The 24,736-nt window shown below is 37.4% G+C and carries 22 protein-coding genes and 1 tRNA gene; 15 read left to right on the forward strand and 8 right to left on the reverse strand.

The window, feature by feature from the left end; all coding sequences use genetic code 11:
• The first annotated feature begins 25 nt into the window (after positions 1-25).
• Positions 26-742 (forward strand): methyltransferase domain-containing protein, encoded by a 717-nt coding sequence (locus tag C0T34_RS13880; RefSeq protein ID WP_075673395.1) that lies wholly within the window; start codon positions 26-28, stop codon positions 740-742.
• 4 nt (positions 743-746) lie between these two features.
• On the opposite strand, the gene rnhA is transcribed toward C0T34_RS13880, so the two are convergent.
• Positions 747-1,235, reverse strand: a complete 489-nt coding sequence (gene rnhA / locus C0T34_RS13885) for a ribonuclease HI (RefSeq protein WP_098940990.1) — start codon at positions 1,233-1,235, stop codon at positions 747-749.
• A 65-nt stretch (positions 1,236-1,300) separates the two neighbouring features.
• Here rnhA and dnaQ point away from each other — a divergent pair, with 65 nt between their 5' ends.
• From dnaQ to fbaA, 9 genes are all read left to right on the forward strand, one after another.
• Positions 1,301-2,053, forward strand: coding sequence for a DNA polymerase III subunit epsilon (gene dnaQ / locus C0T34_RS13890; protein ID WP_075673397.1), 753 nt, complete (start codon positions 1,301-1,303; stop codon positions 2,051-2,053).
• A 123-nt stretch (positions 2,054-2,176) separates the two neighbouring features.
• Positions 2,177-2,253 (forward strand) — tRNA-Asp (locus C0T34_RS13895).
• A gap of 135 nt (positions 2,254-2,388) precedes the next feature.
• The gene (locus C0T34_RS13900; protein WP_109850332.1) at positions 2,389-2,934 is read left to right on the forward strand and encodes a nuclease; all 546 of its coding nucleotides are present in this window, start codon (positions 2,389-2,391) and stop codon (positions 2,932-2,934) included.
• Between the two features lies 1 nt (position 2,935).
• On the forward strand, positions 2,936-3,289 hold the full coding sequence (locus tag C0T34_RS13905) for a hypothetical protein (RefSeq protein WP_109850333.1): 354 nt from the start codon (positions 2,936-2,938) through the stop codon (positions 3,287-3,289).
• A gap of 106 nt (positions 3,290-3,395) precedes the next feature.
• Positions 3,396-3,854 carry a hypothetical protein gene (locus C0T34_RS13910; protein ID WP_109850334.1) on the forward strand — a complete coding sequence of 153 codons (459 nt, stop codon included), beginning with the start codon at positions 3,396-3,398 and terminating at the stop codon, positions 3,852-3,854.
• Positions 3,855-4,412: 558 nt separating this feature from the next.
• Positions 4,413-6,407, forward strand: coding sequence for a transketolase (gene tkt / locus C0T34_RS13915; RefSeq protein ID WP_098940986.1), 1,995 nt, complete (start codon positions 4,413-4,415; stop codon positions 6,405-6,407).
• Positions 6,408-6,664: 257 nt separating this feature from the next.
• Positions 6,665-7,684, forward strand: a complete 1,020-nt coding sequence (gene epd / locus C0T34_RS13920) for an erythrose-4-phosphate dehydrogenase (protein ID WP_098940985.1) — start codon at positions 6,665-6,667, stop codon at positions 7,682-7,684.
• A gap of 87 nt (positions 7,685-7,771) precedes the next feature.
• Positions 7,772-8,935 carry a phosphoglycerate kinase gene (gene pgk, locus C0T34_RS13925; protein WP_098940984.1) on the forward strand — a complete coding sequence of 388 codons (1,164 nt, stop codon included), beginning with the start codon at positions 7,772-7,774 and terminating at the stop codon, positions 8,933-8,935.
• A gap of 63 nt (positions 8,936-8,998) precedes the next feature.
• Positions 8,999-10,078: a class II fructose-bisphosphate aldolase gene (gene fbaA, locus C0T34_RS13930; protein ID WP_098940983.1), complete on the forward strand. Its 1,080-nt coding sequence runs from the start codon at positions 8,999-9,001 to the stop codon at positions 10,076-10,078.
• Positions 10,079-10,329: 251 nt separating this feature from the next.
• On the opposite strand, the gene dtpB is transcribed toward fbaA, so the two are convergent.
• Positions 10,330-11,817, reverse strand: a complete 1,488-nt coding sequence (gene dtpB / locus C0T34_RS13935) for a dipeptide/tripeptide permease DtpB (protein ID WP_098940982.1) — start codon at positions 11,815-11,817, stop codon at positions 10,330-10,332.
• Positions 11,818-12,414: 597 nt separating this feature from the next.
• Complete coding sequence (hpaC, locus tag C0T34_RS13940) at positions 12,415-12,933, reverse strand: 4-hydroxyphenylacetate 3-monooxygenase, reductase component (RefSeq protein ID WP_098944009.1); 519 nt, start codon at positions 12,931-12,933, stop codon at positions 12,415-12,417.
• A gap of 590 nt (positions 12,934-13,523) precedes the next feature.
• On the opposite strand from hpaC, the gene hpaR reads away from it, so the two are divergent.
• Positions 13,524-13,961, forward strand: a complete 438-nt coding sequence (gene hpaR, locus C0T34_RS13945; protein ID WP_098940981.1) for a homoprotocatechuate degradation operon regulator HpaR — start codon at positions 13,524-13,526, stop codon at positions 13,959-13,961.
• Between the two features lie 67 nt (positions 13,962-14,028).
• On the opposite strand, the gene betT is transcribed toward hpaR, so the two are convergent.
• The gene (betT, locus tag C0T34_RS13950; protein ID WP_109850335.1) at positions 14,029-16,032 is read right to left on the reverse strand and encodes a choline BCCT transporter BetT; all 2,004 of its coding nucleotides are present in this window, start codon (positions 16,030-16,032) and stop codon (positions 14,029-14,031) included.
• A 365-nt stretch (positions 16,033-16,397) separates the two neighbouring features.
• Positions 16,398-17,033: a hypothetical protein gene (locus C0T34_RS13955; protein WP_098944008.1), complete on the reverse strand. Its 636-nt coding sequence runs from the start codon at positions 17,031-17,033 to the stop codon at positions 16,398-16,400.
• A gap of 267 nt (positions 17,034-17,300) precedes the next feature.
• Here C0T34_RS13955 and C0T34_RS13960 point away from each other — a divergent pair, with 267 nt between their 5' ends.
• Positions 17,301-17,963, forward strand: a complete 663-nt coding sequence (locus C0T34_RS13960; protein ID WP_109850336.1) for a YetF domain-containing protein — start codon at positions 17,301-17,303, stop codon at positions 17,961-17,963.
• 89 nt (positions 17,964-18,052) lie between these two features.
• Here C0T34_RS13960 and rnz read toward each other — a convergent pair whose 3' ends face one another.
• Both rnz and rtcR read right to left on the reverse strand, forming a co-directional pair.
• Complete coding sequence (rnz, locus tag C0T34_RS13965; RefSeq protein ID WP_109850337.1) at positions 18,053-18,970, reverse strand: ribonuclease Z; 918 nt, start codon at positions 18,968-18,970, stop codon at positions 18,053-18,055.
• A 9-nt stretch (positions 18,971-18,979) separates the two neighbouring features.
• Positions 18,980-20,572 carry an RNA repair transcriptional activator RtcR gene (gene rtcR / locus C0T34_RS13970; RefSeq protein ID WP_109850338.1) on the reverse strand — a complete coding sequence of 531 codons (1,593 nt, stop codon included), beginning with the start codon at positions 20,570-20,572 and terminating at the stop codon, positions 18,980-18,982.
• A 363-nt stretch (positions 20,573-20,935) separates the two neighbouring features.
• Here rtcR and C0T34_RS18150 point away from each other — a divergent pair, with 363 nt between their 5' ends.
• Genes C0T34_RS18150 through C0T34_RS13980 form a run of 3 tightly spaced genes read left to right on the forward strand, consistent with a single transcriptional unit; the run spans position 20,936 to position 23,491 of the window.
• Positions 20,936-21,103 carry a hypothetical protein gene (locus tag C0T34_RS18150; protein WP_162556831.1) on the forward strand — a complete coding sequence of 56 codons (168 nt, stop codon included), beginning with the start codon at positions 20,936-20,938 and terminating at the stop codon, positions 21,101-21,103.
• 28 nt (positions 21,104-21,131) lie between these two features.
• Positions 21,132-22,271 (forward strand): slipin family protein, encoded by a 1,140-nt coding sequence (locus C0T34_RS13975; protein WP_162556832.1) that lies wholly within the window; start codon positions 21,132-21,134, stop codon positions 22,269-22,271.
• Positions 22,268-23,491 (forward strand): RtcB family protein, encoded by a 1,224-nt coding sequence (locus C0T34_RS13980; protein WP_098944005.1) that lies wholly within the window; start codon positions 22,268-22,270, stop codon positions 23,489-23,491. The genes C0T34_RS13975 and C0T34_RS13980 overlap by 4 nt, the downstream gene beginning before the upstream one ends.
• 434 nt (positions 23,492-23,925) lie before the next feature.
• Here the strand turns inward: C0T34_RS13980 and mrpI are convergent, their stop codons facing one another.
• Positions 23,926-24,486 carry a phase variation DNA invertase MrpI gene (mrpI, locus tag C0T34_RS13985; RefSeq protein ID WP_098944004.1) on the reverse strand — a complete coding sequence of 187 codons (561 nt, stop codon included), beginning with the start codon at positions 24,484-24,486 and terminating at the stop codon, positions 23,926-23,928.
• Positions 24,487-24,736: the final 250 nt, after the last annotated feature.

The following is a 24,736-nucleotide window of genomic DNA, read 5'->3' on the forward strand; positions in this document are numbered from 1 at the left end:
CTTATAAAATATAAAGGGTTAAACGATGAAAGCAGCGCGTTCAGTAAAACCAATTACAATGCCGGATTCTTGGCGTGATATTCCTTGGGGAGAATATTATCGCATGGCGATTGAATTGCGTTTACAAAACTGGTGGCCGAAAATGTATGGCTTTCATTTGCTGAAACTCGGTCAACTCAGTGCCGAACTGGATACCAAATTAAGTATCGTTTCACATCAAGTCAATGTGACATCGAATGCAATAAATGCGGATGTTATAGCGTCTTTGGATTATCTACCCTTTGAAAATAAATCGGTTGATGTTTGCCTTATGGCTCATGTGCTTGATTATAGTGCAGATCCCCATTGGCTATTAAGAGAAGCTGATCGTGTTTTAATTGATGATGGTTGGATAGTATTAACGAGCTTCAACCCTATTAGTTTATTAGGACTGGGTAAATGCACGCCTCTTTTGCGACAAAAACAGCCTTATTCAAGTCGTATGTTTTCACTTCGTCGCCAAATTGATTGGCTTAGTGTGCTAAATTACGAAGTGATGACACAACAGAATTTCCAGATTATGCCATTTTCAAGACCAATAAAACGTGATGGTAGCCGCTATCACACCGGAGGCTGTTTAAATTTAATTATCGCTCGCAAAAGAACGCTTCCTTTAACACCTACCGCGTTGAAATTTGCATTGCCTCGCATGAGTGTAAAAGGCCGAGTTTTGGGGGCTACACGCAATCACTCAGAGCCATAAAGCATTACTCGTTGGCTGTCTTAACTTTCTGGCTTTCAATATAGCCTGTGTCTTCTTGTGTAGGAGATTGAGCCGCCGTTTTTGCTAATTCATCACAACGTTCATTTTCATCATGACCTGCATGACCTTTTACCCAATGCCATTCGATTTCATGACGAGTAATAGCACTATCTAAGCGTTTCCATAAATCGACATTAAGCACAGGGCTTTTGTCTGCTTTACGCCACTGGCGCTTTTTCCAGCTATGGATCCACTGTGTAATACCCTGCCTGACATATTGGCTATCTGTTGTCAGTGTAATTTTACAAGGGAATTTTAATGTTTCTAATGCTACGATAGCGGCAAGAAGTTCCATTCGGTTATTGGTGGTCATAAAAAAACCTTCACTTAGGGTTTTTTCATGTTGTTGATAGCGTAAAATAGCGCCATAACCACCGGGGCCTGGGTTGCCTAAGCATGAACCATCGGTGAATATTTCTACCTGCTTGTGCATAAAGGCGACTTATCCTTTTTGATTAATACGAAAAACTAACCCTAAGTCTGACATAAAAACGGATTATGAGCACTCCAATCACACGACAAATTGTACTTGATACCGAAACCACCGGTATGAATAAGCTGGGCGTTCATTATGAAGGTCATAATATCATTGAAATTGGTGCCGTAGAGGTTATCAATCGTCGATTAACAGGGCGAAATTTCCATGTTTATATTAAGCCTGAAAGATTAGTAGATCCTGAAGCATTTGAAGTTCACGGTATTAGTGATGAGTTTTTAGAGGATTGTCCTTCTTTTGCCGATATTGCTGACGAGTTTTTAGAATATATTCGTGGCGCAGAGCTGATCATTCATAACGCATCGTTCGATATCGGCTTTATGGATTATGAGTTTAGAAAGCTTAATCGCGATATTCCGCCTACTGAAACGTTCTGCCAAATTACCGATAGCCTTGCAATGGCAAGGGCATTATTCCCTGGCAAACGAAATAACCTTGATGCCTTATGTGATAGATACTTTATAGATAACTCTAAACGTACTCTTCACGGCGCGTTATTGGATGCTGAAATACTTTCTGATGTTTACTTGGCGATGACCGGTGGACAAACAGCATTAGCATTTTCAATGGATGGCGAATCAAGTAACGAACAAGAGCAAAATGATATTCAGCGTATCGAGCGCCCAGTTTCAGGATTAAGAGTAATAAGAGCCACCGCAGAAGAGCTTGCTGAGCATGAGTCTCGATTAGACTTAGTTGAGAAGAAAGGTGGGCATTGTTTATGGCGTCCTGCATCAAATGATGAGGCCGTTTGAATATAAAAAAAGCATAATTGTTTAGTTGAGATTAAAAACTATCCAAATGCATCTTTTTGTTAGAAAAACAGTTGACGACAAGGCAAGAGATTCGTAATATTCACCTCATCCGAAAGGATACGCGGAGCGGTAGTTCAGTTGGTTAGAATACCTGCCTGTCACGCAGGGGGTCGCGGGTTCGAGTCCCGTCCGTTCCGCCAACATTCTAAACCCCAGCATTTATGCTGGGGTTTTTTGCTTTATTAGCCTAAAAAACTTTAAATCTTAATTATTCCAATCCTCAGTTAATACGCTATCTTATCTTAATAGTTAACACTATTCTTGAGGCAGTTCTTATGTTATTAACTCTCGACCAAATCACAAAAGCGCTAGAGGATAAATTTTTTCCTTTAGGGGAAGATTTTAATGATTTAATTCTTTTTAAAAGGACAACACCTCTTACTGGTTTAGGTTTGCTAGAAAAGACGCTAACACTCTCTCTTCCTGATGATTTTACCTCTTTTACCTCTCTTTATAATTTAGATAATTTCTCATTATTTAATATCAGTTTTGGCTGTGATGAAGATTACCTTGAAAGACTTTTGATGCTAAATAGCCCCAATGAGTTTACTCAATGGTGGATTGGTGATAAACGACCTGAAAACATCATTGTTATTGCATTGTCAGATCCTTATACCATTTTATTAAATACTCAAACAGGGAATGTTTTTGCAATGACTAGTGAGTCATCTATGGATAGTTTTGAACATATTGCAGCGAATTTTTTTGTTTTTTTTAGTGCAGTTACCACACTGTTTTTAACGGATATTTCGCCAGATAGAATTATTAAATTAACATCATCTCAAACAACCTCATTTTGGCATCAATTAAAACCTGAATAAGATGAAAAATATAAAGAAAAAAGAGCTAGTTTATGATGGTTTTGAAGCTGATTTTTATCAGCTAAATCACCTTATTCAATGCCCTTATTACGATGAAGATATGTTAGTTAGCGTAAAGCAATTAAGAGACTTAAACAGCTTAGATGAAGAGGTAAAACAGCAGGTAATAAATAAGGTTAAAGGACTCACCTTAAATCTAGGAACGTGCTATACCTATGATGGTTTATCAGTAATGTATGATATCCAAGGATCAAAAAAAGAAAATATGCAGTTGCTTGGTTTATTTGCTATAGGTGAAAGACAACCTGCACGCTATCAAATCATAGTGTTAGGGATATTTAGGATTAATTTATGAATACGGAATTTTATTTACGTTTAAGTATGCTATCTAAAAAAACATAATCATTATGTTATGTTGAAATCAGACAGAGTTAACGTAGAAATAATTGAGTCTATTAGCCATGAGCTTTTTTAACGAAATCCAACAAAAAGTCAGCATTACACCTTTCTTTTCTAATATGGGGAAGGTGAGCATTGATGATAAGAAAATTATCTATTTTCAAAGTATTCAAGCTTGTTTTGAATCCTCTTTAAGTGTCGAATGGTTGCCAACTTCTCCCACACAAGATGATCCTTTCTATATAAAACAAGGATACCCCAAAGATTTGGTCGAAATGCGATTAGTCGTCAGTAAAGCCGTGATAGAGAGTCTAAAAGCGTTTCCTGTACCAGATAGTCAATTTCAATACGATGCACATAACTTTAAAATTGCAGCAAGAAATGCGATATGTTACGCATTTAGGCAGTATCTTACTGAAAAATACTTCAATTATGGTGACAACTGGGAAAAGATCATTCAGATTTACTATCAAGGTCATTTTCCGATAGGTTTTTATAAAAAGAAATTAGTGGTGATTTAACTGCTAGCTATTTAAAAAGAGTTTTCAGTTAGAGTGACAACTAGAATTAAATTTGTTTTTATCCTTTGTTATTAATATTAAAAAGTAACATTTACATTACGCTGATTTTTCCTTTTAGCTATATATGATGTAAATAAGATTTTTATTACTGAATCAGTGGATTATCTGCTTTTTATCTTTTTTAAGCCTTTATAATTCTACGTCCTTGTAACAAGTTTAGTCAGTTATTAGGTTATAATTAAAACAAATACGGTATTTATTTGATTTGATGGATAATTCAGCAATGAAATTTTATCTTGATTAGTCATACCAAGCTAAGGTTTAATAGCACGCTTCTCAATTGCGCAAATCATTGTCTTTTTTGCTTTTTGTTGCGCAACAATGCGGTGGTGTAATGTTATTTTCCGCTTTGATCGTAAAAAATGCCGTGCAAATCAAAGTATTATTGCTTTATGCTATTTACGATAGCCACCTTTGTGGATTTTTTATATTGCGGTTTTTTGCCCGCATTGAGAGAATCAGCTATCTAGATGCTTTTTATCCGACTTGGAGTAGAAAATGACCACTCGTAAAACCCTTGCTAATGCGATCCGTTTTTTAAGTATGGATGCTGTGCAAAAAGCTAAATCAGGACACCCTGGCGCCCCTATGGGTATGGCTGATATTGCAGAAGTATTATGGCGTGATTTTTTAAATCATAACCCAACTAACCCTAACTGGGCTGATCGTGACCGTTTCGTTTTATCTAATGGTCATGCTTCAATGCTGATTTACAGCTTACTGCACCTGTCTGGTTATGATCTTTCTTTAGATGATCTGAAAAACTTCCGTCAATTGCATTCTAAAACACCTGGTCACCCAGAATATGGTTACACCGCTGGTGTTGAAACAACAACAGGTCCTTTAGGTCAAGGTATTGCAAACGCAGTGGGTTTTGCAATTGCAGAACGTACATTAGCGGCTCAATTTAACCGTCCTGGTCATGATATCGTTGACCACTACACCTACGCCTTTATGGGTGATGGTTGTATGATGGAAGGTATCTCTCATGAAGCATGTTCTTTAGCGGGAACATTACAGTTAGGTAAACTGATTGCATTTTACGATGACAATGGTATTTCTATTGATGGTCAAGTGCATGGTTGGTTTACTGATAACACAGCAGAACGTTTCGACGCTTATGGCTGGCATGTCATCAGTGGCATTGATGGTCACGATGCAGCAAGCATTAAAGCCGCTGTTGAAGCAGCAAAACAAATCACAGATAAACCTTCACTGTTGATTTGTAAAACCACTATCGGTTTTGGTTCTCCTCATAAAGCAGGTACTGCTGATTCTCACGGCTCTCCATTAGGTGATGCAGAAATCGCTGAAACACGTAAAGCGTTAGGTTGGGAATACGGCGCATTTGAAATTCCACAAGAAATCTATAAAGAGTGGGATGCAAAAGAAGCGGGTAAAGCAAAAGAAGCTGCATGGGATGCTAAATTTGCTGCATACGCAGCACAGTTCCCTGAATTAGCGGCTGAATTTAAACGTCGTATTTCTGGTGAATTACCAGCAAACTGGGAAAAAGATTCCAAAGCATTTATTGAAAATCTGCAACAAAACCCTTCAAGCATTGCAAGCCGTAAAGCATCTCAAAATGCATTAGAAGCATTCGGTAAAGTATTACCAGAATTTATGGGTGGTTCTGCGGACTTAGCACCAAGTAACCTGACTATGTGGTCTGGTTCTAAAGCACTGAACGAAGACAAAGCGGGTAACTACATCCATTATGGTGTACGTGAATTCGGTATGTCTGCAATCATGAACGGTATTGCATTACATGGCGGTTTTGTTCCTTACGGTGCTACTTTCCTGATGTTTATGGAATATGCACGTAATGCTGTACGTATGGCTGCACTGATGAAGATCCGTAGTATCTTTGTTTATACTCATGACTCTATCGGTCTGGGTGAAGATGGTCCAACTCACCAACCTGTTGAGCAAATGGCTAGCCTGCGTGTAACACCAAACGTGAGCACATGGCGTCCATGTGACCAAGTTGAATCAGCTGTTGCATGGAAATATGCAATTGATCGTAAAGATGGCCCAACAGCTCTGATCTTCTCTCGTCAAAATCTTGCACAACAACCACGTACTCCAGAGCAGCTGGCAAATATCGAGAAGGGTGGTTACATCCTGAAAGATTGCGCAGGTACTCCAGAATTAATCTTTATCGCAACAGGTTCTGAAGTTGAATTAGCGGTTAGCGCTTATGAACAACTGACAGCTGAAGGCCGCAAAGTACGTGTTGTTTCTATGCCAGCAACAGATGCATTTGATAAACAAGATGCAGATTACCGTGAAGCAGTATTACCAGCATCAGTGAAAGCTCGTGTTGCTATCGAAGCAGGTATTGCTGATTACTGGTTCAAGTATGTTGGTTTAGATGGTGCGATTGTAGGTATGCGTAGCTTCGGTGAATCTGCACCTGCAAACGAACTATTTGAAGAGTTCGGTTTTACTGTTGAAAATGTGGTTACACAGGCAAAATCTTTACTTAAATAATCAATAAGTGTTAACAAGAGCACATTTTTGGGAAGAATTTCTCAGATGTGCTCTTTTTTTATCCTTCCATCTTTGTTTACTATTGCGATCTTCTCTCATTTCTCGTAATCTGATTATCAGTAAGCTGAACCGTTTCAGTTAATCCTGAAATGTCGGTGACTGCACAATTTCTAGATTTACTTGATTTATCGTTGTTGATTAGTATCTTGCTCTATTATTCTAAGCGGTTGCAAATCACAAGTTATCAAGGGAGTCACATGACAATCAGAGTCGCTATTAACGGTTTTGGTCGTATAGGGCGTAATGTGTTAAGAGCGCTTTATGAATCAGGTAAACGAGCTGAAATAACGGTTATTGCAATAAATGAATTGGCTGATGCGCAAGGTATTGGGCATCTTCTCAAGTATGACTCTAGTCACGGACGTTTTGCTTGGGATGTACGAATTAATAACGATTTATTGCAAGTGGGTGATGATACTATTCGACTTTTTCACCACGCTGATATTACTGATTTACCTTGGGGTGAACTTGGTATCGATGTTGTACTTGATTGTAGTGGTGCTTATGGCTCCCGTGCTGATGGCGAAGCACATATTGCACAAGGTGCAAAGAAAGTGCTTTTTTCTCATCCCGGTACAACCGATTTAGATGCAACAGTCGTTTTTGGTGTCAATCAACACGAACTAAAAAAAGAGCACCGAATTGTTTCAAACGCATCTTGTACAACGAATTGCATTATTCCCATTATAAAAATGATGGATGACGCGTTTAATATAGAATCAGGAACAGTAACAACAATCCATGCAGCCATGAACGATCAACCCGTGATTGATGCATATCATAAGGATTTACGCCGTACTCGTGCAGCAGGACAATCTATTATTCCAGTTGATACGAAGTTGGCAGCAGGAATTACTCGAATTTTCCCGAAATTTAAGGATCATTTTGAGGCAATTTCTGTACGAGTTCCTACAATTAATGTGACGGCAATTGATTTAAGTGTCACTGTAAAAACTGCTGTAAATGTGTTAGATGTCAATCGGTTAATTCAAAAATCAGCAACTGGCGCATTTCGTGGTATAGTGGATTACACAGAATTGCCATTAGTCTCAACTGATTTTAACCACGACCCTCATAGTGCAATCGTTGATGGCACACAAACAAGAGTCAGTGGGCAACACCTGATCAAGACTTTAGTCTGGTGTGATAATGAATGGGGCTTTGCTAACAGAATGCTTGATACAACGTTAGCAATGGCTGCAACTGGTTTTAAATAATCATGTTTTAATGACGGTGTCGCGTAATAATACGACGCACTGAACAGAAGATTACTAAATTTTAGAGAATCAATGAGAGGATTCATCATGTCTGTAATTAAGATGACCGATTTAGACCTAGCGGGTAAACGAGTTCTTATCCGTGCTGACCTGAACGTTCCAGTTAAAGATGGTAAAGTGACTTCAGATGCGCGTATCCGTGCTTCTTTACCAACAATTGAAGCCGCGTTAAAACAAGGCGCTAAAGTGATGGTAACTTCTCACTTAGGTCGTCCTACCGAAGGTGAGTACAACGAAGAGTTCTCTTTAAAACCAGTTGTTGACTATCTGAAAGACAAATTAACTGCACCAGTTAGTCTTGCTAAAGACTATTTAAATGGTGTTGAGGTTAATGCAGGCGAATTAGTTGTTCTTGAAAACGTTCGTTTTAACAAAGGCGAAAAGAAAGACGACGAAACTCTGTCTAAACAATACGCTGCATTATGTGATGTATTCGTAATGGATGCATTCGGTACTGCCCATCGTGCTCAAGCGTCAACTCATGGCGTTGCTAAATTTGCACAAGTTGCTTGTGCGGGTCCACTGTTATCAGCAGAACTTGAAGCATTAGGTAAAGCATTAGATAAACCAGCTCGCCCAATGGTTGCGATTGTTGGTGGTTCTAAAGTTTCAACTAAACTGACTGTATTAGATTCTTTATCAAAAATTGCTGACCAATTAATCGTTGGTGGTGGTATCGCAAATACCTTTATCGCAGCAGAAGGTCATCCAGTAGGTCGCTCTTTATATGAAGCAGACCTTGTTGATGATGCTAAAAAGCTGATGGAAAAATGTGATATTCCAGTACCAAGTGATGTTCGCGTTGCGACTGAATTCTCTGAAACAGCAGAAGCTGTTTTAAAATCAGCAAACGACATCAAAGATGATGAACAAGTACTGGATATCGGTGATGTGACTGCAGAGCGTTTAGCAGAAATCCTGAAAAATGCGAAAACTATCCTGTGGAATGGCCCAGTAGGCGTGTTTGAATTCCCTAACTTCCGTAAAGGTACAGAAATCATCGCTAATGCAATCGCAGATAGCGACGCATTCTCTATCGCGGGTGGTGGTGATACGCTGGCTGCTATTGATTTATTTGATATCGCAGACAAAATCTCTTACATTTCAACCGGTGGTGGTGCTTTCTTAGAATTTGTTGAAGGCAAAAAACTTCCTGCTGTTGCAATGTTAGAAGAACGCGCTAAACAGTAATTAAGTCAGCTCATACAGGTAGAAAGCTATTTTCTACCTGTTCCAAATATAGGATCTTATTACATGTCTAAAGTTTTTGATTTCGTGAAACCGGGTGTCATCACTGGTGATGATGTACAAAAAGTATTTGCAGTAGCAAAAGAAAATAAATTTGCTCTGCCTGCGGTTAACTGTGTAGGTACTGACTCAATCAATGCTGTGTTAGAAGCTGCTGCTAAAGTTCGTTCTCCTGTTATTGTACAGTTCTCTAACGGTGGTGCTGCATTTATCGCAGGTAAAGGTCTTAAATCTGATGTACCACAGCAAGCTGCTATTTTAGGTGCAATTTCTGGTGCTCATCATGTGCATCAAATGGCCGAATACTACGGTGTTCCTGTTATTTTGCACACTGACCACTGTGCGAAAAAATTATTACCATGGATTGATGGTCTGTTAGATGCAGGTGAAAAACACTACGCTAAAACAGGTAAACCACTGTTCTCTTCTCACATGATTGACTTATCTGAAGAGTCATTAGAAGAAAACATCGAAATCTGTGCTAAATATTTAGCGCGTATGGCTAAAATCGATATGACTTTAGAAATCGAATTAGGCTGTACTGGTGGTGAAGAAGACGGTGTTGATAACACAGGTATGGACAGCTCTGCGCTTTATACTCAACCAGAAGATGTTGCTTACGCATACGAAAAACTGAGTGCGGTAAGCCCTCGTTTCACTATCGCGGCATCTTTCGGTAATGTGCATGGTGTTTATAAACCAGGTAACGTTCAGTTAACGCCAAAAATTCTACGTAACTCACAAGACTACGTATCAGAAAAATTCAATCTGCCACACAATAGCTTAGATTTCGTTTTCCATGGCGGTTCTGGTTCTTCAGCAGAAGAAATCAAAGAAGCTGTTGGCTATGGCGTTATCAAAATGAATATCGATACTGATACTCAGTGGGCAACTTGGGATGGTATCTTACAGTTCTACAAAAAGAACGAAGGCTACCTGCAAGGCCAATTAGGTAACCCAGAAGGTGCTGATAAACCTAACAAGAAATACTACGATCCACGTAACTGGTTACGTCAAGCACAAGCATCAATGGTTGTTCGTTTAGAACAAGCATTTAAAGAACTGAATTCAGTTGACGTTCTGTAATTGAGTCATTCTTAATGATTAAATTAAACCCGCTGATTTGGCGGGTTTTTTTATGTCTAATAGAAAATGATTAGGTAGTTTGGTTGTGATGATATTTATCATTAAAGTTGGGTGTGAGGGGAATGTAGGTTAGTCTCTATTAGGGATATCTAGCCAATACGAAATGAAATCTAACGTTGAGATAAAGTAGATATAAAAAAGCGCCTATCAATAAATAGACGCTTAAATCGAGCAATATATTATTTGGAAGATTAGCCAGTGACTTTAGCGTCTTTGCTTTCTTCTTTCATCATACGATTTAATAAAGGTACGGTTGCCCACATAACGATACCTACAATTAAGGTCACAATACCTATTTTACCAAACACATCAGTGTAAATAGGTAATGTCTGTAGTGGATCAGTAATTCCTTCTGGTGCTGCGGTGAAGGTTGCTACATAACCGCCTAACAGGTAAGCCGTTGCTTGTGTTAAGAACCACATACCTAAAATAAAACCCATCATGTATTGCGGTACGAACGCTGCAACCATTGCTAAACCTAACGCACTGATCATCAGTTCACCTAAGCTCTGGAATAAATAAACCAAAACGATAAACCAAGGTGAAGTTAAGCCTTGAGCATCGGCAAACCACATGCCTGATGCTGCCGCAGTAAGGAATCCTAACGAGCACAGAAGCATACCCGCGGTAAATTTCGCTGGCATTGATAAGTCTTTACCTTTTGCGCCAAAATGGCTGTATGCGATAGCAAGGATTGGGCTAGCAACAATGATCCAGAATGGATTTAGTGCTTGGAAACTTACAGGGTTAATATCAAAGCCTAAAAGTGTGTGGTGAACGTTATGAATAGCAAAGAAGTTCAGTGAAGTTGGCATCTGTGCATACAGAATGTAGAAAACAACAGCTTCTAACATCAGAACAAATGCAACATACATTTTATTACGAGCAACTCTGTCTTTTTGTTTAAAAGCTTCACGGAAATAAATGAAGACAACAATAACAGACAGACTGACTAAAACGATATTCGCAATCATCACGTTGTGCAGTAACCATGCACAAGCAAATACCATCGCAATTGAGCCAGCAATAACTAATAACAGTTTGCTAAAGCTCATTGGTAAATGGTCTGGTTCAGAACCAATATTAGCAACCATTTTACGACAGAAGAAATAAACTAATAACGCCATGATCAAGCCAACACCACAGATATTATAAGTTAGTGCATATCCGTAACGTTCTGCAAGTACAGGGGCGATAGATAAAGAAATTAATGAGCCGATATTAATCGACATATAAAATAGCGTAAATGCGCCATCAAGACGCGGATCTTTAGGTGGATAACATTTTGCTAATAGGCTGGCAGGGTTGGCTTTAAATAAACCATTACCTACTGCGATAGTTCCTAATGCATAGAAAATTAAATTAGGATACATAATTGACATACCAGTCATGAAATAACCGATAGCCAAGACAATAGCACCTAAAACAATTGTTCGTTTTGTTCCTAATAAGTGGTCACCAACATAACCACCAATAGAAATAAGCCCATAAACCAGTGCAGAGAATGCACCAAAAGTAATGAAAGCCTGTTCTTGAGAGAAACCGAGTTTACTAACAAAATAAACGGCAAGAATACCTTGTACGCCGTAGTAACCAAAACGTTCCCATAATTCTACAAAGAAAATCATAAAGAATGGTTTAGGTTGTTGTAATAAACCGACTTGAGCGGGTTTATCCATATCTGTAATGCCCCTAATTATTATTTATTTTCAACAACGATGTTATTTACTCACATTCACGAGGAATGTTACACAACGGTAACATTATCTGTCGCATTTAGAGTGATGTTTGTAAATTTAAGAAGGTAATCAGCAAGTCGAGTAGACTAATATATTGATAGAATGACTTCTCAAAGGTTGATCACACTGTAGGTAAGATTAATACCAGATTGAAAAAAATATTCATTAGTTTATTTTCAAATAAAGTCATTTAATTGATGTTTGGTATAAAATATAACCAGTAAGATTATTGTTTGTTTATATTTTAATCTGAGTGAATTAAATAAAGATAAAGGGAAAAAGTGGAGGGGAAATATTCTTGATTATGTGACTGATTGATTCTAGAAAGAATTTTTTCACTATAATTAAAAAATATTCTTTTATAACAAACAGATGTTAATAAATATTTAATAAATATCTAAAAGTCAGCTAATGTTATTTAATTAAATAAGTATTCACTTAATATAAATAAATATTTAATTTTTTGTTGTGATTATAATCAATAAAAAACGCCCTTATTAAAAGTGCGTTTTTATCTTGAGGCAAAATAAGCGAAAGTTAAACAGAGATTGGTACTTGTTCATTTTTAACAGAATGGAAACGACGTTTGAAATAAATAAGTCCATCACCATCTTCACGTACTGAAATATTCTTAATTTCGGTCATATAAACAAAATGTGTACCGACTTGGCGCACATCATAAATATCACCTTCAAGGCAGGCAAGCGCATTAGTTAATACGGGTTGTTGTAATTGTCCGTTTTGCCATCCTGGTTGGGTAAAGCGATCTGCCATCGCGAGCCCTGTCATACCGGCGAAATGACATGCCATTTCTTCTTGCTCATGATTCAATATATTGATACTCAATTTTCCATTCTCTTGAAAAATAGAGTTCATCTGACTTTTACTGTTGATGCAAACCATCACGGTAGGTGGATTATCAGTAACGGAACATACTGCTGTTGCTGTTAAGCCACAACATCCCGCATCGCCATTTGTTGCCACGATATTGACCGCAGCGCCTAAGCTTGCCATTGCATCCCGAAAAAGTGGGTTAGCCTGTTTTTCCTCAGACATTATTTACTCCTACTGCCAGACTTCTCGTCTGTGGGCGTCTTCACTTAAAATAATTATTAGTCAGATAACTAAAAAATCACCTAACTATTCCGCTAACAAAGTTGTAATGGTATTGCCGGTTTCTTTGTTGCGTTGTTTTAAAGCCGTAACGCTACCGCGCATAAACAAAGATAGCAATCTTTCTTTGTTACAACCTGTTAACTTTATCTCAAAAAACTGTGAGACAACCTTATCGCTAAGCGTCATTATTTCTAATTTAAAGGTAGGATAATAGGCAAATCAGGCTACTTTTGGGGATTGGCTGAGGGATAACACAAATTGCCAATTGATGAAAATTGCGTATAGGTCAAGATGTTGCAGAATATGAAATAAACACGAAAAGAAGCATGGGTGATAAATTGCACAAAGGGAATAAAATTGCAAAAATTGAGTCAACTTTATTTATTTGTTAATATGAATAATTGTAACAATTAGTCTATTCTTAGAATATAGTCATTTTATAAACCATAAGCAGCGGTACTTTTTCACTGTCTATATTGAGTGATATTTTGTCATTTCACCTATAACACCATATAAAGAGCTTCTTGATTATGCATGAATCATTAACTATCGCGCTATTACAAGCACGGGAATCTGCGATGGGTTTTTTTCGACCTGTTCTCAAAGAGCATAATCTGACAGAACAGCAGTGGCGGATCATTCGCGTACTTGCGGATAAACGCTCTATTGATTTCCACGAATTAGCACAAAAATCGTGTATTCTTCGACCAAGTCTAACGGGTATTCTTATTAGAATGGAAAGAGATGAGCTAATTTGTCGTTTAAAACCTGTGAGTGACCAACGTAAACTTTTCGTTTCACTGTCTGCCAATGGACAAAGTTTATACGATAAAATTCAGCCTAAAATTGAAGAAGGCTATCAATTACTTGAGCAAAAGTTTTCGACTGAGAAGTTACAACGCCTATCTGGGTTATTAAAAGAGCTGATTGCATTAAATCCAGATGATATCGAACAATCAGAGAAATAATTTATTTTGATAATAAAAAAGGAGATACAATGGCATCTCCTTTTTGTTTGTTATGACTTAGATAATATTACTGTTTACCCAATACATGTAAGAAGTGGATATGTTTTTCGTACTGATCAAGAATATCGTGAATGATTTGCTCTTTCGTCCAACCCATTACATCGTAATCTTGTCCACCTTCTTTTAAGTGAATTTCAGCGCGATAATATTTATGCTCTTCGTCTCTCTCTTCATCACTTAGTCCCGCTAAAGCAAAGGCCGGTTGAGTATAAAAACGCAGGCGAACCTCATAGAAGAAATTCATGTCATCGCCTAAATCGACTTCAAAACCAATTCGATCATCTTCCTCGTTATGGATAATACATTGAGTTGCTTGCTTACTTAGTTCCGCAGAGACCATTTCCATTGATGGCTGAATGACTTCATCCATAAAACGTTTTACATGAGAACGTTTAGGAAAATAGGCAATATTTCTTAAACGACGTTGCCAAGGGATCGGATTACGGCTTGCTGGTGGTGCAATTGTCGTTAGCTGTTGGCTATCACGTTTATATACATCCACTCGCAATGCTTTTATTAGTCCATAAATAGAAGCAAGCAATACCATTGAGAAGGGAAGTGCACTTGCAATGGTGACCGTTTGTAGCGCGGTTAAACCACCCGCTAATAATAAGGTGATTGCAGAAACCCCCATTAAGCCTGCCCAGAAAATACGTTGCCACACAGGTGTTTCACTATCGCCACCTGAAGCTAAAGTATCAACGACCATAGCACCCGAGTCAGCTGAAGTCACAAAGAAGACAACGACCATCAACATCGCAAAAAAGGATAAAACGGATGAAAATGGGAAATAATTTAAGAACTCAAATAAAGCCAATGACACATCTTGTTGTACGATATTTGCGAGGGCTTCTGCACCTTTATCTTTGATTAAATGAATAGCCGTATTACCAAAAACAGTCATCCAAAGTAAGGTAAAGCCAGCAGGAACAAAAAGAACCCCCACAACAAACTCACGAATAGTTCGACCACGAGAAATGCGGGCAATAAACATCCCTACAAATGGGGACCATGAAAGCCACCACCCCCAATAAAGCAGAGTCCATCCTCCTAACCAGTCACTCGATTTTGGCTCGTATGCATAAAGATTAAAAGTTTTACTGACAATTTCGGATAGATATCCCCCCGTATTCTCAACAAATGATTTTAATATTAATACGGTTGGACCAAGAATAATGACTAATAAAAGAAGAATTACCGCTAATCCTAAGTTAAGTTCAGATAAAAAGCGGATACCTTTTTCTAACCCAGAAACAACTGAAATAGTTGCAAGTCCTGTTATCACAACAATTAATATAACTTGCACAGTTGGATTAATGGGTACATTAAAAAGATGGTTTAAACCTGCATTAACTTGCAGAACACCAAATCCAAGAGAAGTTGCAACACCAAATACGGTTCCCATAACGGCAAAAATATCGACGGCATGACCAATGGGGCCATGTATGCGATCACCAATAATGGGGTAAAGTGCAGAGCGCAATGTTAACGGTAAACCATGACGATAAGAGAAAAAAGCTAAGATCAAAGCGACAATGGCATAAATTGCCCATGCATGTAATCCCCAATGGAAAAAGGTTAATCGCATTGCTTCTTTAGCGGCTTCGATGGTTTGAGCTTCACCTGTCGGAGGCATAAGGTAATGCATAACAGGTTCAGCAACACCAAAGAACATTAAACCAATCCCCATTCCTGCTGAAAAGAGCATGGCAAACCAAGCAAAATAGCTAAAATGAGGGCGAGCATGATCTGGCCCTAACTTGATTTGACCAAAACGAGAAAGGCCTAAATAAGTCACACTCAGCAAAACCAATGCAACGGCTAGAATGTAGAACCAGCTCGCATTTGTGAAGAGGTTTTCCTGAAGATGACCTAACTTATCATTGGCCAACTCTGGAAATAACGCAGAGAAACCAACGACCAGTAAAATTAACAGTGCCGATGTATAAAAAACGGGAGGATTAATTTTCATCCTAACTTTTTGAGGGGTTATATCGTTTTGTTGACTCATAGTTAACCTATTTTTTGTTATTTTCCTAGAAAGAGACTTTTCGCTACCCACTTTCTGATTGCTTATGTCATCAGAAAAGAAAAGTTCATAAGAAAATTTGAATAAAACACCAAGTTGGAAAGATGTTTTATAAAAGAACGGAAGTAAATTATTTTTTCCGTAATATGAAGAAAAATTCAATTAAAACAATTCATTAATAACTTTTTATATTAGATGCTTTCGCTCTTTAATAGGTTTCTCCTGTTGAAAAAAGGAGAATATGGTTACATTTATTGCTTATCCGATCAACCCTTGTCTTTTTTTTGTACAAAAAAAGCCAGTAAAAATTTACTGGCTCTAGATCCATCAAAAAAACTGAAATCAGATTATTTGTTTTCAGTTTTTAAATCATCAATTTTTTGTTTGGCTTGATCCGTTAATTGATCCGCTTTATCAAGTGCTTTATTTTCAGTCTCTTGAGCTTGTTGTTTCACATCATCGCTGGTTTTTGATGCATCACCTTTTAGCTGATCAATCTTGTTGTCTGCTTCTTGCATCAGGTTATCTGCTGTTTTACTCGCATCTTGTTTTAGCTCTGCGGCTTTTTCAGATAATTTATTGCTTTCAGCTTCTAGGCTTTGCTTAATTTCTTCTGCTTTCGCAGCACTTGCATCTTTTAGCTCATCGGTTTTTTGTGAAATGCTCTCTTTTAGGGCATCTGTTTTTTCATCAGCTTGCGCTTTTAGCTCAGTCACTTTTTGTTCAGCTTTATCTTTTAGCTCTTGAGCTTGTTGTGTTAATTCATCTGCTTTTGCGGATGCATCTTCTTTCAAGTCGGCTGCTTTATCTTTGGCTTGATCTGTCAACTCTTTGGCTTTATCTTGTGCTGTTTCAGTTACTTGAGTTGCTGTTTCTTTTGCCTTATCAATACCTTCATCAACTTTTTTAGATGAATCATCACAACCTGCTGTAATTGTAACAAGACCCGCTAGAACCAATGAAGTAAGTAGTTTTTTATTCATTTTTTTCTCCAAAATGTGTGTTCAAAAACAATTCAGTGATATCCCGCGTAAGAACTAGAAAAGGCGAGAAGCTATTGAGTTGATAGTAAGAGATTACGAATAAATCATCGTAATAAGTATAGTGTGAGTCTTAAAATCAACAAACCTAAGTATATTAAGTGTTTTTTCTTAGTCAAATATCATCAAAAATAATTTAGATTTTTATCTGGAAGAGATTTTCTGCTTTATAATAATAAGTGCAGAAATTATTGGAAATATGAGACGCAAATGGAATATTACTTTCTGGTTATTATCAAATTTATTATTGGTTTTACTATCATATTAGCCCATATGAATTTATCAGGTAAAACACAACTATCTCAATTAACACCTATTGATTTTATTGGTAATTTTGTACTCGGTGGCATTATGGGGGGAGTGATTTACACTGATGCGATCCCTCTTTATCAATATATTATCGTCTTCTTAATTGGTGTCTGTTTTATCTCTTTGCTTAATTATATCAGTAAGCGATTCAATTTTTTCCGTGCAGTGACTATTGGTAATCCTATTCTCATTATAAAGAAGGGCGAGTTTATAATGGAAAACATCATGGAGAAAAAGAACAAAATAGACATTTTAAACATAACGTCTCGTCTTCATGCTCAAGGCATTCACTCATTTCAAGAGGTCAATTACGCGCAAATTGAACCTGATGGACAAATTACTGTGGTATGTGACGGTGCAAAAATGCCTTCGATTATTGTTATGAAAGATGGTGTTATTCGAACATCAGAATTAGCGCAAATAGAAAAAGATGAAGCATGGCTTCAAGATGAGATGAAAAATCAGCATATTGAGAAACCAGAAGATATTTTCTTAGCTGAATTCTGGGATGGAAAAGTTAATTTTATTTTGCAAGATGGGAAGATAAAACGCACGACGTTATAGATAACTAACTAAAATATACGTCGATGATTGAAGTATGAGCCATAACAATGGCGACATAATATCGCCACTGTTATTTAGTGAAAGCGTAATTACAACTTAAATACCTCAAAATCAGAAGCCATTTCAGTATGGCTAAAGATCTGTTGGCTTTCATTGAGTAACTCAACACAGTCTTCGGGGGAATAGCGACTACTAATATGCGTGATAATCAGCTTTTTGGCATTAGCGTCTTTGGCTAATTGTGCCGCTTGTACCGTTGTTGAGTGTCCACGGCTATTAGCTTGCTCTGCCATTTCATGTTTAAACGTCGCTTCATGAACAATAACATCTGCATTATTAGCCAGTTTTAATGCATTTGGTGTGGGTTGTGTATCACCAAAAATAGCAATACAGCGTCCTTTTATTTCAGGGCCAATATACTCTTTGCCGTCAACGACCCTTCCATCTGGCAATGTAATGGTTTTACCTTGTTTTAACTCTTGTAACCAAGCGCCCGCAGGAATATTGTCAATTTTCAGTTTTTCTGCATTTAATTTACCTGGGCTGTTTTCTTCTTCTAAGCGATAACCAAAACAAGGTACAGGATGATAAAGTGCTTCACAACTCACTTTCATACCTTCCCCTTCAAATAGAAAGCCCGCTTCGTCAATTTCAACAATATTAATAGGGTAAGTTAAATAGGATTGGCTTAATGTCAACGCCGTTTCTATAAAGGCTTTGATACCCGTCGGGCCATACACTGTTAAAAGTGTTTCGGTTCCTCCCATTGAGCGACTACAAAGTAATCCTGGCAAACCAAAAATATGATCGCCATGTAAGTGGGTAATAAAAATTTTATTTAAACGCGGTAATTTTACGCGGGTATGCAATATTTGATGTTGTGTCGCTTCACCACAATCAAACATCCACATACTTTTTTGTTTATTTTGTAAATCAAGCACCATACTGGTGACATTGCGATCTTTAGAAGGGACACCTGCGTTAGTGCCTAAAAAAGTGAGCTCCATAATGAAATATTATTCTCCATGTCGAATTTGTTCCCAACTTAAATCGAATTTCGCAAGATACTTACGTAGGCGATCGGCATCATTGGGTTGTTTTTTATTTTGTCTTGATACTGCGAAAAGTTTTCTACCGGCTTCTGAGAGTGTTGATGATTGCTGGCATATTTTGATAACTGTATTGAGTTGGCTAAGATCGAAAAGATCAATATCAGTACTACTAAACAAAGAAGAGGAAGTAACTCCCCAATTTTGTTTTAAACGATTAATTTCTTCATCAACAAGAGGAAGGGTAATACGACCATTTTCGGCAAGTGTTGCCATTCGCGTTATACTAGCACTAAGTTCACGGAAATTACCACGCCATAATGCCTGTTCAGATGTTGCAAATCGAATATAGTGTGATTTCGCATCAGAGTTAAAGCGGATTGCCTTTTGATAAAGCTTGGCAAAGTGATGCAATTCATAATCGATGTTAGGCTCAATATCCTCTTTACGATCGGCTAAACCAGGCAGTGAAAAAGACCATAAGTTGATCCTCGCATAGAGATCTTCACGAAAAAGCCCTTTTGCAATTTGTTTGTCTATATCTCGATGCGTTCCCGCAATTAGCTGAAAATCGCTTTGAACTTCAGTATCGGAGCCATAAGGATAAAAAGATTTCTCTTCTATTGCTTTCAGCAACATTGCTTGTTCATCAAGTCCTAATTCCGCAATTTCATCAAGAAATAAAATCCCTTTATCGGCTTCTCTTAATAATCCTTGTCTGGCTTGCAATGCACCTGTAAATGCACCTTTCACATGACCAAATAATGTAGACATGGCGTTATCACCGCGCAAAGTGGCGCAGTTAACAGCAATAAAACGACCTTTTACAAAATGGCGAGACTGCCGTAATTCATAAATACGCTGAGCAAGGAATGATTTCCCGGCTCCTGTGGGGCCTGTTAATAAAATGGGTGCAACAGAGCGTAATGCCACTCGCTCAATCTGAGCAATTAAAGCATTAAAACGTTCGTTGCGTGTGGCTATCCCTGATTTTAAGAAAGAGAGTGACTCATTATGGTAGTGCTCGAATCGGCTCGTTAGTTTTGTATAACGGCTTAAATCAAGATCAATAACAGAATAACTCCCCGTGGCTGATTGTACTGTTTTGATACCATCTTCATTTTCGATTTTAGAAGAAGGGGAAGTTTGTAATAGTTTTGCAGGTAAGTAGTGTGCTTCAGTCAGTAAAAACCAGCAAATCTGAGCGATGTGAGTACCCGTTGTAATATGGACATAATATTCTTCATTTTCAGTATCAAATGGATAATTCACTGCAAAATCAAGAAAGTGACTGTAAACCTCTTCCAGATCCCAAGGATCACAAATATCAATTTCGTAAGGTAATACTTCTGTATCAGGGGAGACAGTATGAATATCTTCAATGATTTTTGACGCTAATATTGAATCATTGGGTTGATGGATCATGACCAATCGGCTAACGGGAAAATCTTTTTGATGGCAAATCGAAATTGTTGGACGCCATGAGTTCCATCTTTTATGGCTTTTACCTCGTTTATCTAATGTTGTGCCTAAAACACCAATCACCACTTTGCGTTTCATTAAGTTATCCCTACTTATTTTTTATCTATATTTATAAGAGTATAGATAAAAAGATAAGTTTTTATTGTTTTTAATTCAACGGTTAAATATTTGAAAATCACAATGAAAATATTTTAATTAATTAAAACATATGGTTAAAAATATTTTTAGTGGAATTTAAAAACTTGGCACGATCTTGGCAATATTATTAATGTCTTGAGCAGGTTTTAAATCTGGTAGGCACATAAAGAACACTTTGTGGTGTTATCTAAATGTGTTCCTCCACATCGAGACTCTGTAGGTGAAGAGGGTTATTTTCAGGTTCGATTCCTGACACCAAAACCATTACAAATCCAAATGTAAAATTAAATATAAAAAATCGTTGTGACAGCAGTATCGTCACCTTGTTTATCCACCAGCAACTACGCTGGATTGAAGGCAGAAGAAGAGACAAACAAAGTATCGTTCCTCTCTTGTTTTCCCTTCGATTTCGCCAAGTTTGTTCGTGGAAAGCAAGTCACGATAAAAATGGTAATAAAAGAAAGCCAATAATAAAGAAGAGAAAAGGGAAGAAATGATGATAAGAACAACAATAAAAGTGAAACAGGGACAACTGGGTTTATTAAAAAAGGACGATGAATATATTGATGTCCTAACTGTGGGTGAACATAAATTTTTCGATCTTCGCCGTCAATTAAGTGTTGATCTGGTGGAATTGAACGGCCCTGCAATTGAAAGGGAAAAAGCTGAGTTTTTACGCCAATATCATCCAGAATGGGTGAGTGAATATTGTTTTGATATTGTGCTATCTGATGAAGAGATTGGCTTACTTTATGAAAATGGCTCACTCAAAGAGATCTTAGCGCCGAGTGCTCGCCGACTCTATTGGAATTATGCACAGCGCTCAATGGAAGTGTTGTCAGCAAATGAATTGGAAGTTTCTCCAGCTTTGGTTAAAAAATTACAGCATCCAAAATTACGTAACCAGACGATAAAAGGCAGTGAAGGTGTATTAAGTGTAGATATTCCGACATGGCATGCTGGCATTATCCGTGTTAATGGTGAAACTCAATCACTATTACCACCTGGATTAAAAGGTTATTGGCGTTATCAGCACAAAGTTGATGTTGAAGTCGTTGATATGCGCTTGCAAACACTCGATGTAAGTGGCCAAGAGATTTTAACGAAAGATAAAGTGACCTTACGCATTAATCTGTCAGCGAGTTGGCGTTATCGCGACGTGCTTTCAGCATACCAACTACTGAGTTCACCTCTTGAATTCTTATATAAAGAGTTGCAGTTTGCGTTACGTGAAGCCGTAGGAACAAGAACATTGGATGAGTTATTAGAAAATAAAACACTGATTGATAGTTTAGTGAGTGAAAAAATCAGTGAAGTAACTAAAGGATATGGTATTGAAGTGGCTTCATTAGGGGTAAAAGACATTGTTTTACCGGGCGAAATGAAAACGATTTTAGCACAGGTGGTTGAGGCTGAAAAATCAGCTCAGGCTAATGTTATACGTCGAAGAGAAGAAACATCCGCGACACGTTCTTTATTAAATACGGCAAAAGTGATGGAAAACAATCCAGTAGCTCTACGATTAAAAGAGCTAGAAACCGTAGAACGTATTGCAGAACGTATTGATAAGATTTCCGTTTATGGTGGTTTAGACCAAGTATTAAACGGGCTAGTACAAATTAAAGGAGCACAGGCATGATATTGGATCATCAAATAATAAAAGAAGCAGGGACTGCTGAAATCAAAATGTGGACAAATGGTGTACCTGTTGAAGCAGATGCTCTAAAGCAACTTATCAATACCGCCAAGATGCCTTTTATTTTTAAACATATGGCAGTAATGCCCGATGTTCACTTAGGGAAAGGTTCAACAATAGGAAGTGTTATTCCAACAAAAGGTGCGATTATTCCGGCTGCTGTTGGTGTGGATATTGGATGTGGAATGATTGCGGTAAAAACATCATTACACGCAAATGATCTGCCAGATAATTTGTTTGCCATAAGAACGGCAATAGAAAGAGCAGTACCTCATGGACGAACAAGTTATCAGTCAGGGAACGATCGTGGTTCATGGAAGAACCCACCTAAACTTGTTGATCAACATTGGCAACAACTTGAAGGGCGTTTTAAGGTTTTAACTGATAAGTATCCACGTTTACGAAATACGAATAACTATCGTCACCTAGGTACATTAGGAACAGGAAACCACTTTATCGAGTTGTGCCTTGATGAAGCAGATAATGTTTGGGTAATGCTACATAGTGGATCTCGTGGTGTGGGTAATGCCATCGGTACGTTATTTATACAAATGGCACAAGAAGACATGAGAGAACATATCGCTAACTTGCCAGATAAAAATTTAGCGTACTTAAAAGAAGGAACGCTTTTCTATGATGACTATATAGAAGCCGTAGAATGGGCACAGGATTTTGCCCGACATAACCGTGAAATTATGATGGAACGCGTGTTGGCGGCATTATCAACAGAAATAACGAAACCTTTTACGACCCAACAACAGGCAGTGAACTGCCACCATAATTATGTGCAAAAAGAAATGCACTTTGGTGAAGAGGTACTGGTGACTCGAAAAGGGGCAGTTTCGGCTCAAAAAGGCGAAATGGGGATCATTCCGGGTTCAATGGGAGCGAAGAGCTTTATTGTTAGAGGTAAGGGAAATGCCGAAAGTTTCTGTTCATGTAGCCATGGCGCAGGGCGCGTAATGAGCCGAACAGCTGCGAAAAAAACCTTTAGTGTTGAAGACCAAATTCGAGCAACAGCACATGTGGAATGTCGAAAAGATGAAGATGTGATTGATGAAATTCCGATGGCTTATAAGGATATTGATGCTGTTATGAAGGCCCAGTTATCACTTGTTGAGGTTGTTCATACACTACGACAGGTTGTTTGTGTAAAAGGATAATGGTGTTTTTTTAAGATAATTCATAACTATCCCCAAACGATAACGCTGGGGATAGTGAGATATGAAAGCGTGTGTTGGTATACAAATGAATACAAATTAAAGAATCAAAGTTATCTTTAAATTAAGCCCTTATTTGTTGTTCAAAATTCAAACGATTAATGTTTAGTGTTATTAATAAATAATCACTGATATTAATTTTATTATTGACCAATAAAGATAGTCATAAAATGAATACTTATATTGAATCATTCTTTAATTAAAAAGGAATTATTAATAACTTATTAATATCTACGATCGCAGTTATTTATTTAGTATAAAACAAATCCTAAATTTCTTAATTATATTAAAAATTAACTTTATTCTTATTGAAAAAATATAGCCTGCTATATTTAGTGTATTAATCTTCATAGAGTGTATTAATAAAATAATAATTGTTAATTTCTTATATCCCAAATGTGAACAAAGCGTTTTGAATTACTTGCAGTATAGATAACAGTATGTGAAATATTGCGATGTCCCAAGTAATCCTGAATTAAACGGGTATCTCTACCTAAATCTGCTAGTGCATAACCACACGCATGGCGCAGCATATGGGGGTGAGGAGTAATGGATACATTAGCTTTTTTACCTAAACGGCGAAGTAACCCATAGACTTGTTGGCGCGAAATTGGACCTGTTTTTTGAGATAAAAAGACCCATTCAGAATCTGCTTCTCTCCATGTTTCCCTTTTTTTCAACCAGTTAACTAACGCTTCATACTCCTCTTCAATAATTGGCTGCGTTGTAGATAACCCCCCCTTCAAACGCCTGACATAGAGTATCCGACTTTCTAAATCAATATCACTGAGGGTTAATCTACATAGCTCACTAACGCGAAATCCATGTAAAAAACACATTAAAAACATACAGTAATCTCTTTCTGGATACCGTCCTTCCTTTGTTTGTTTCAAAATAGAATTGATCTCAAAACGTGTAAGAAACTTACGTTGCTTCATTTTTTATAACCTTTTCAATGAGATAACAAGGAACAAAAGTCAATTGTTGCATCACTATAACAAGTAATATGCATCAATAAAGAGTTGTATTTTTTTTATGCTTTCACCTTTACTTGTTTATTTTAAAAAAGTTTATTGAAAGCTTATTTATTTTGAGAAAATGAAAGTCATTGATTGGAAAAGTGAAAAACGAACAGAGATAGGAATTCCGGCATATTTAGAGAAATAAACAGAATACACCAAATTGTTT

Source organism: Proteus sp. CA142267 (assembly GCF_003336825.1).
Lineage (GTDB): Bacteria > Pseudomonadota > Gammaproteobacteria > Enterobacterales > Enterobacteriaceae > Proteus > Proteus terrae.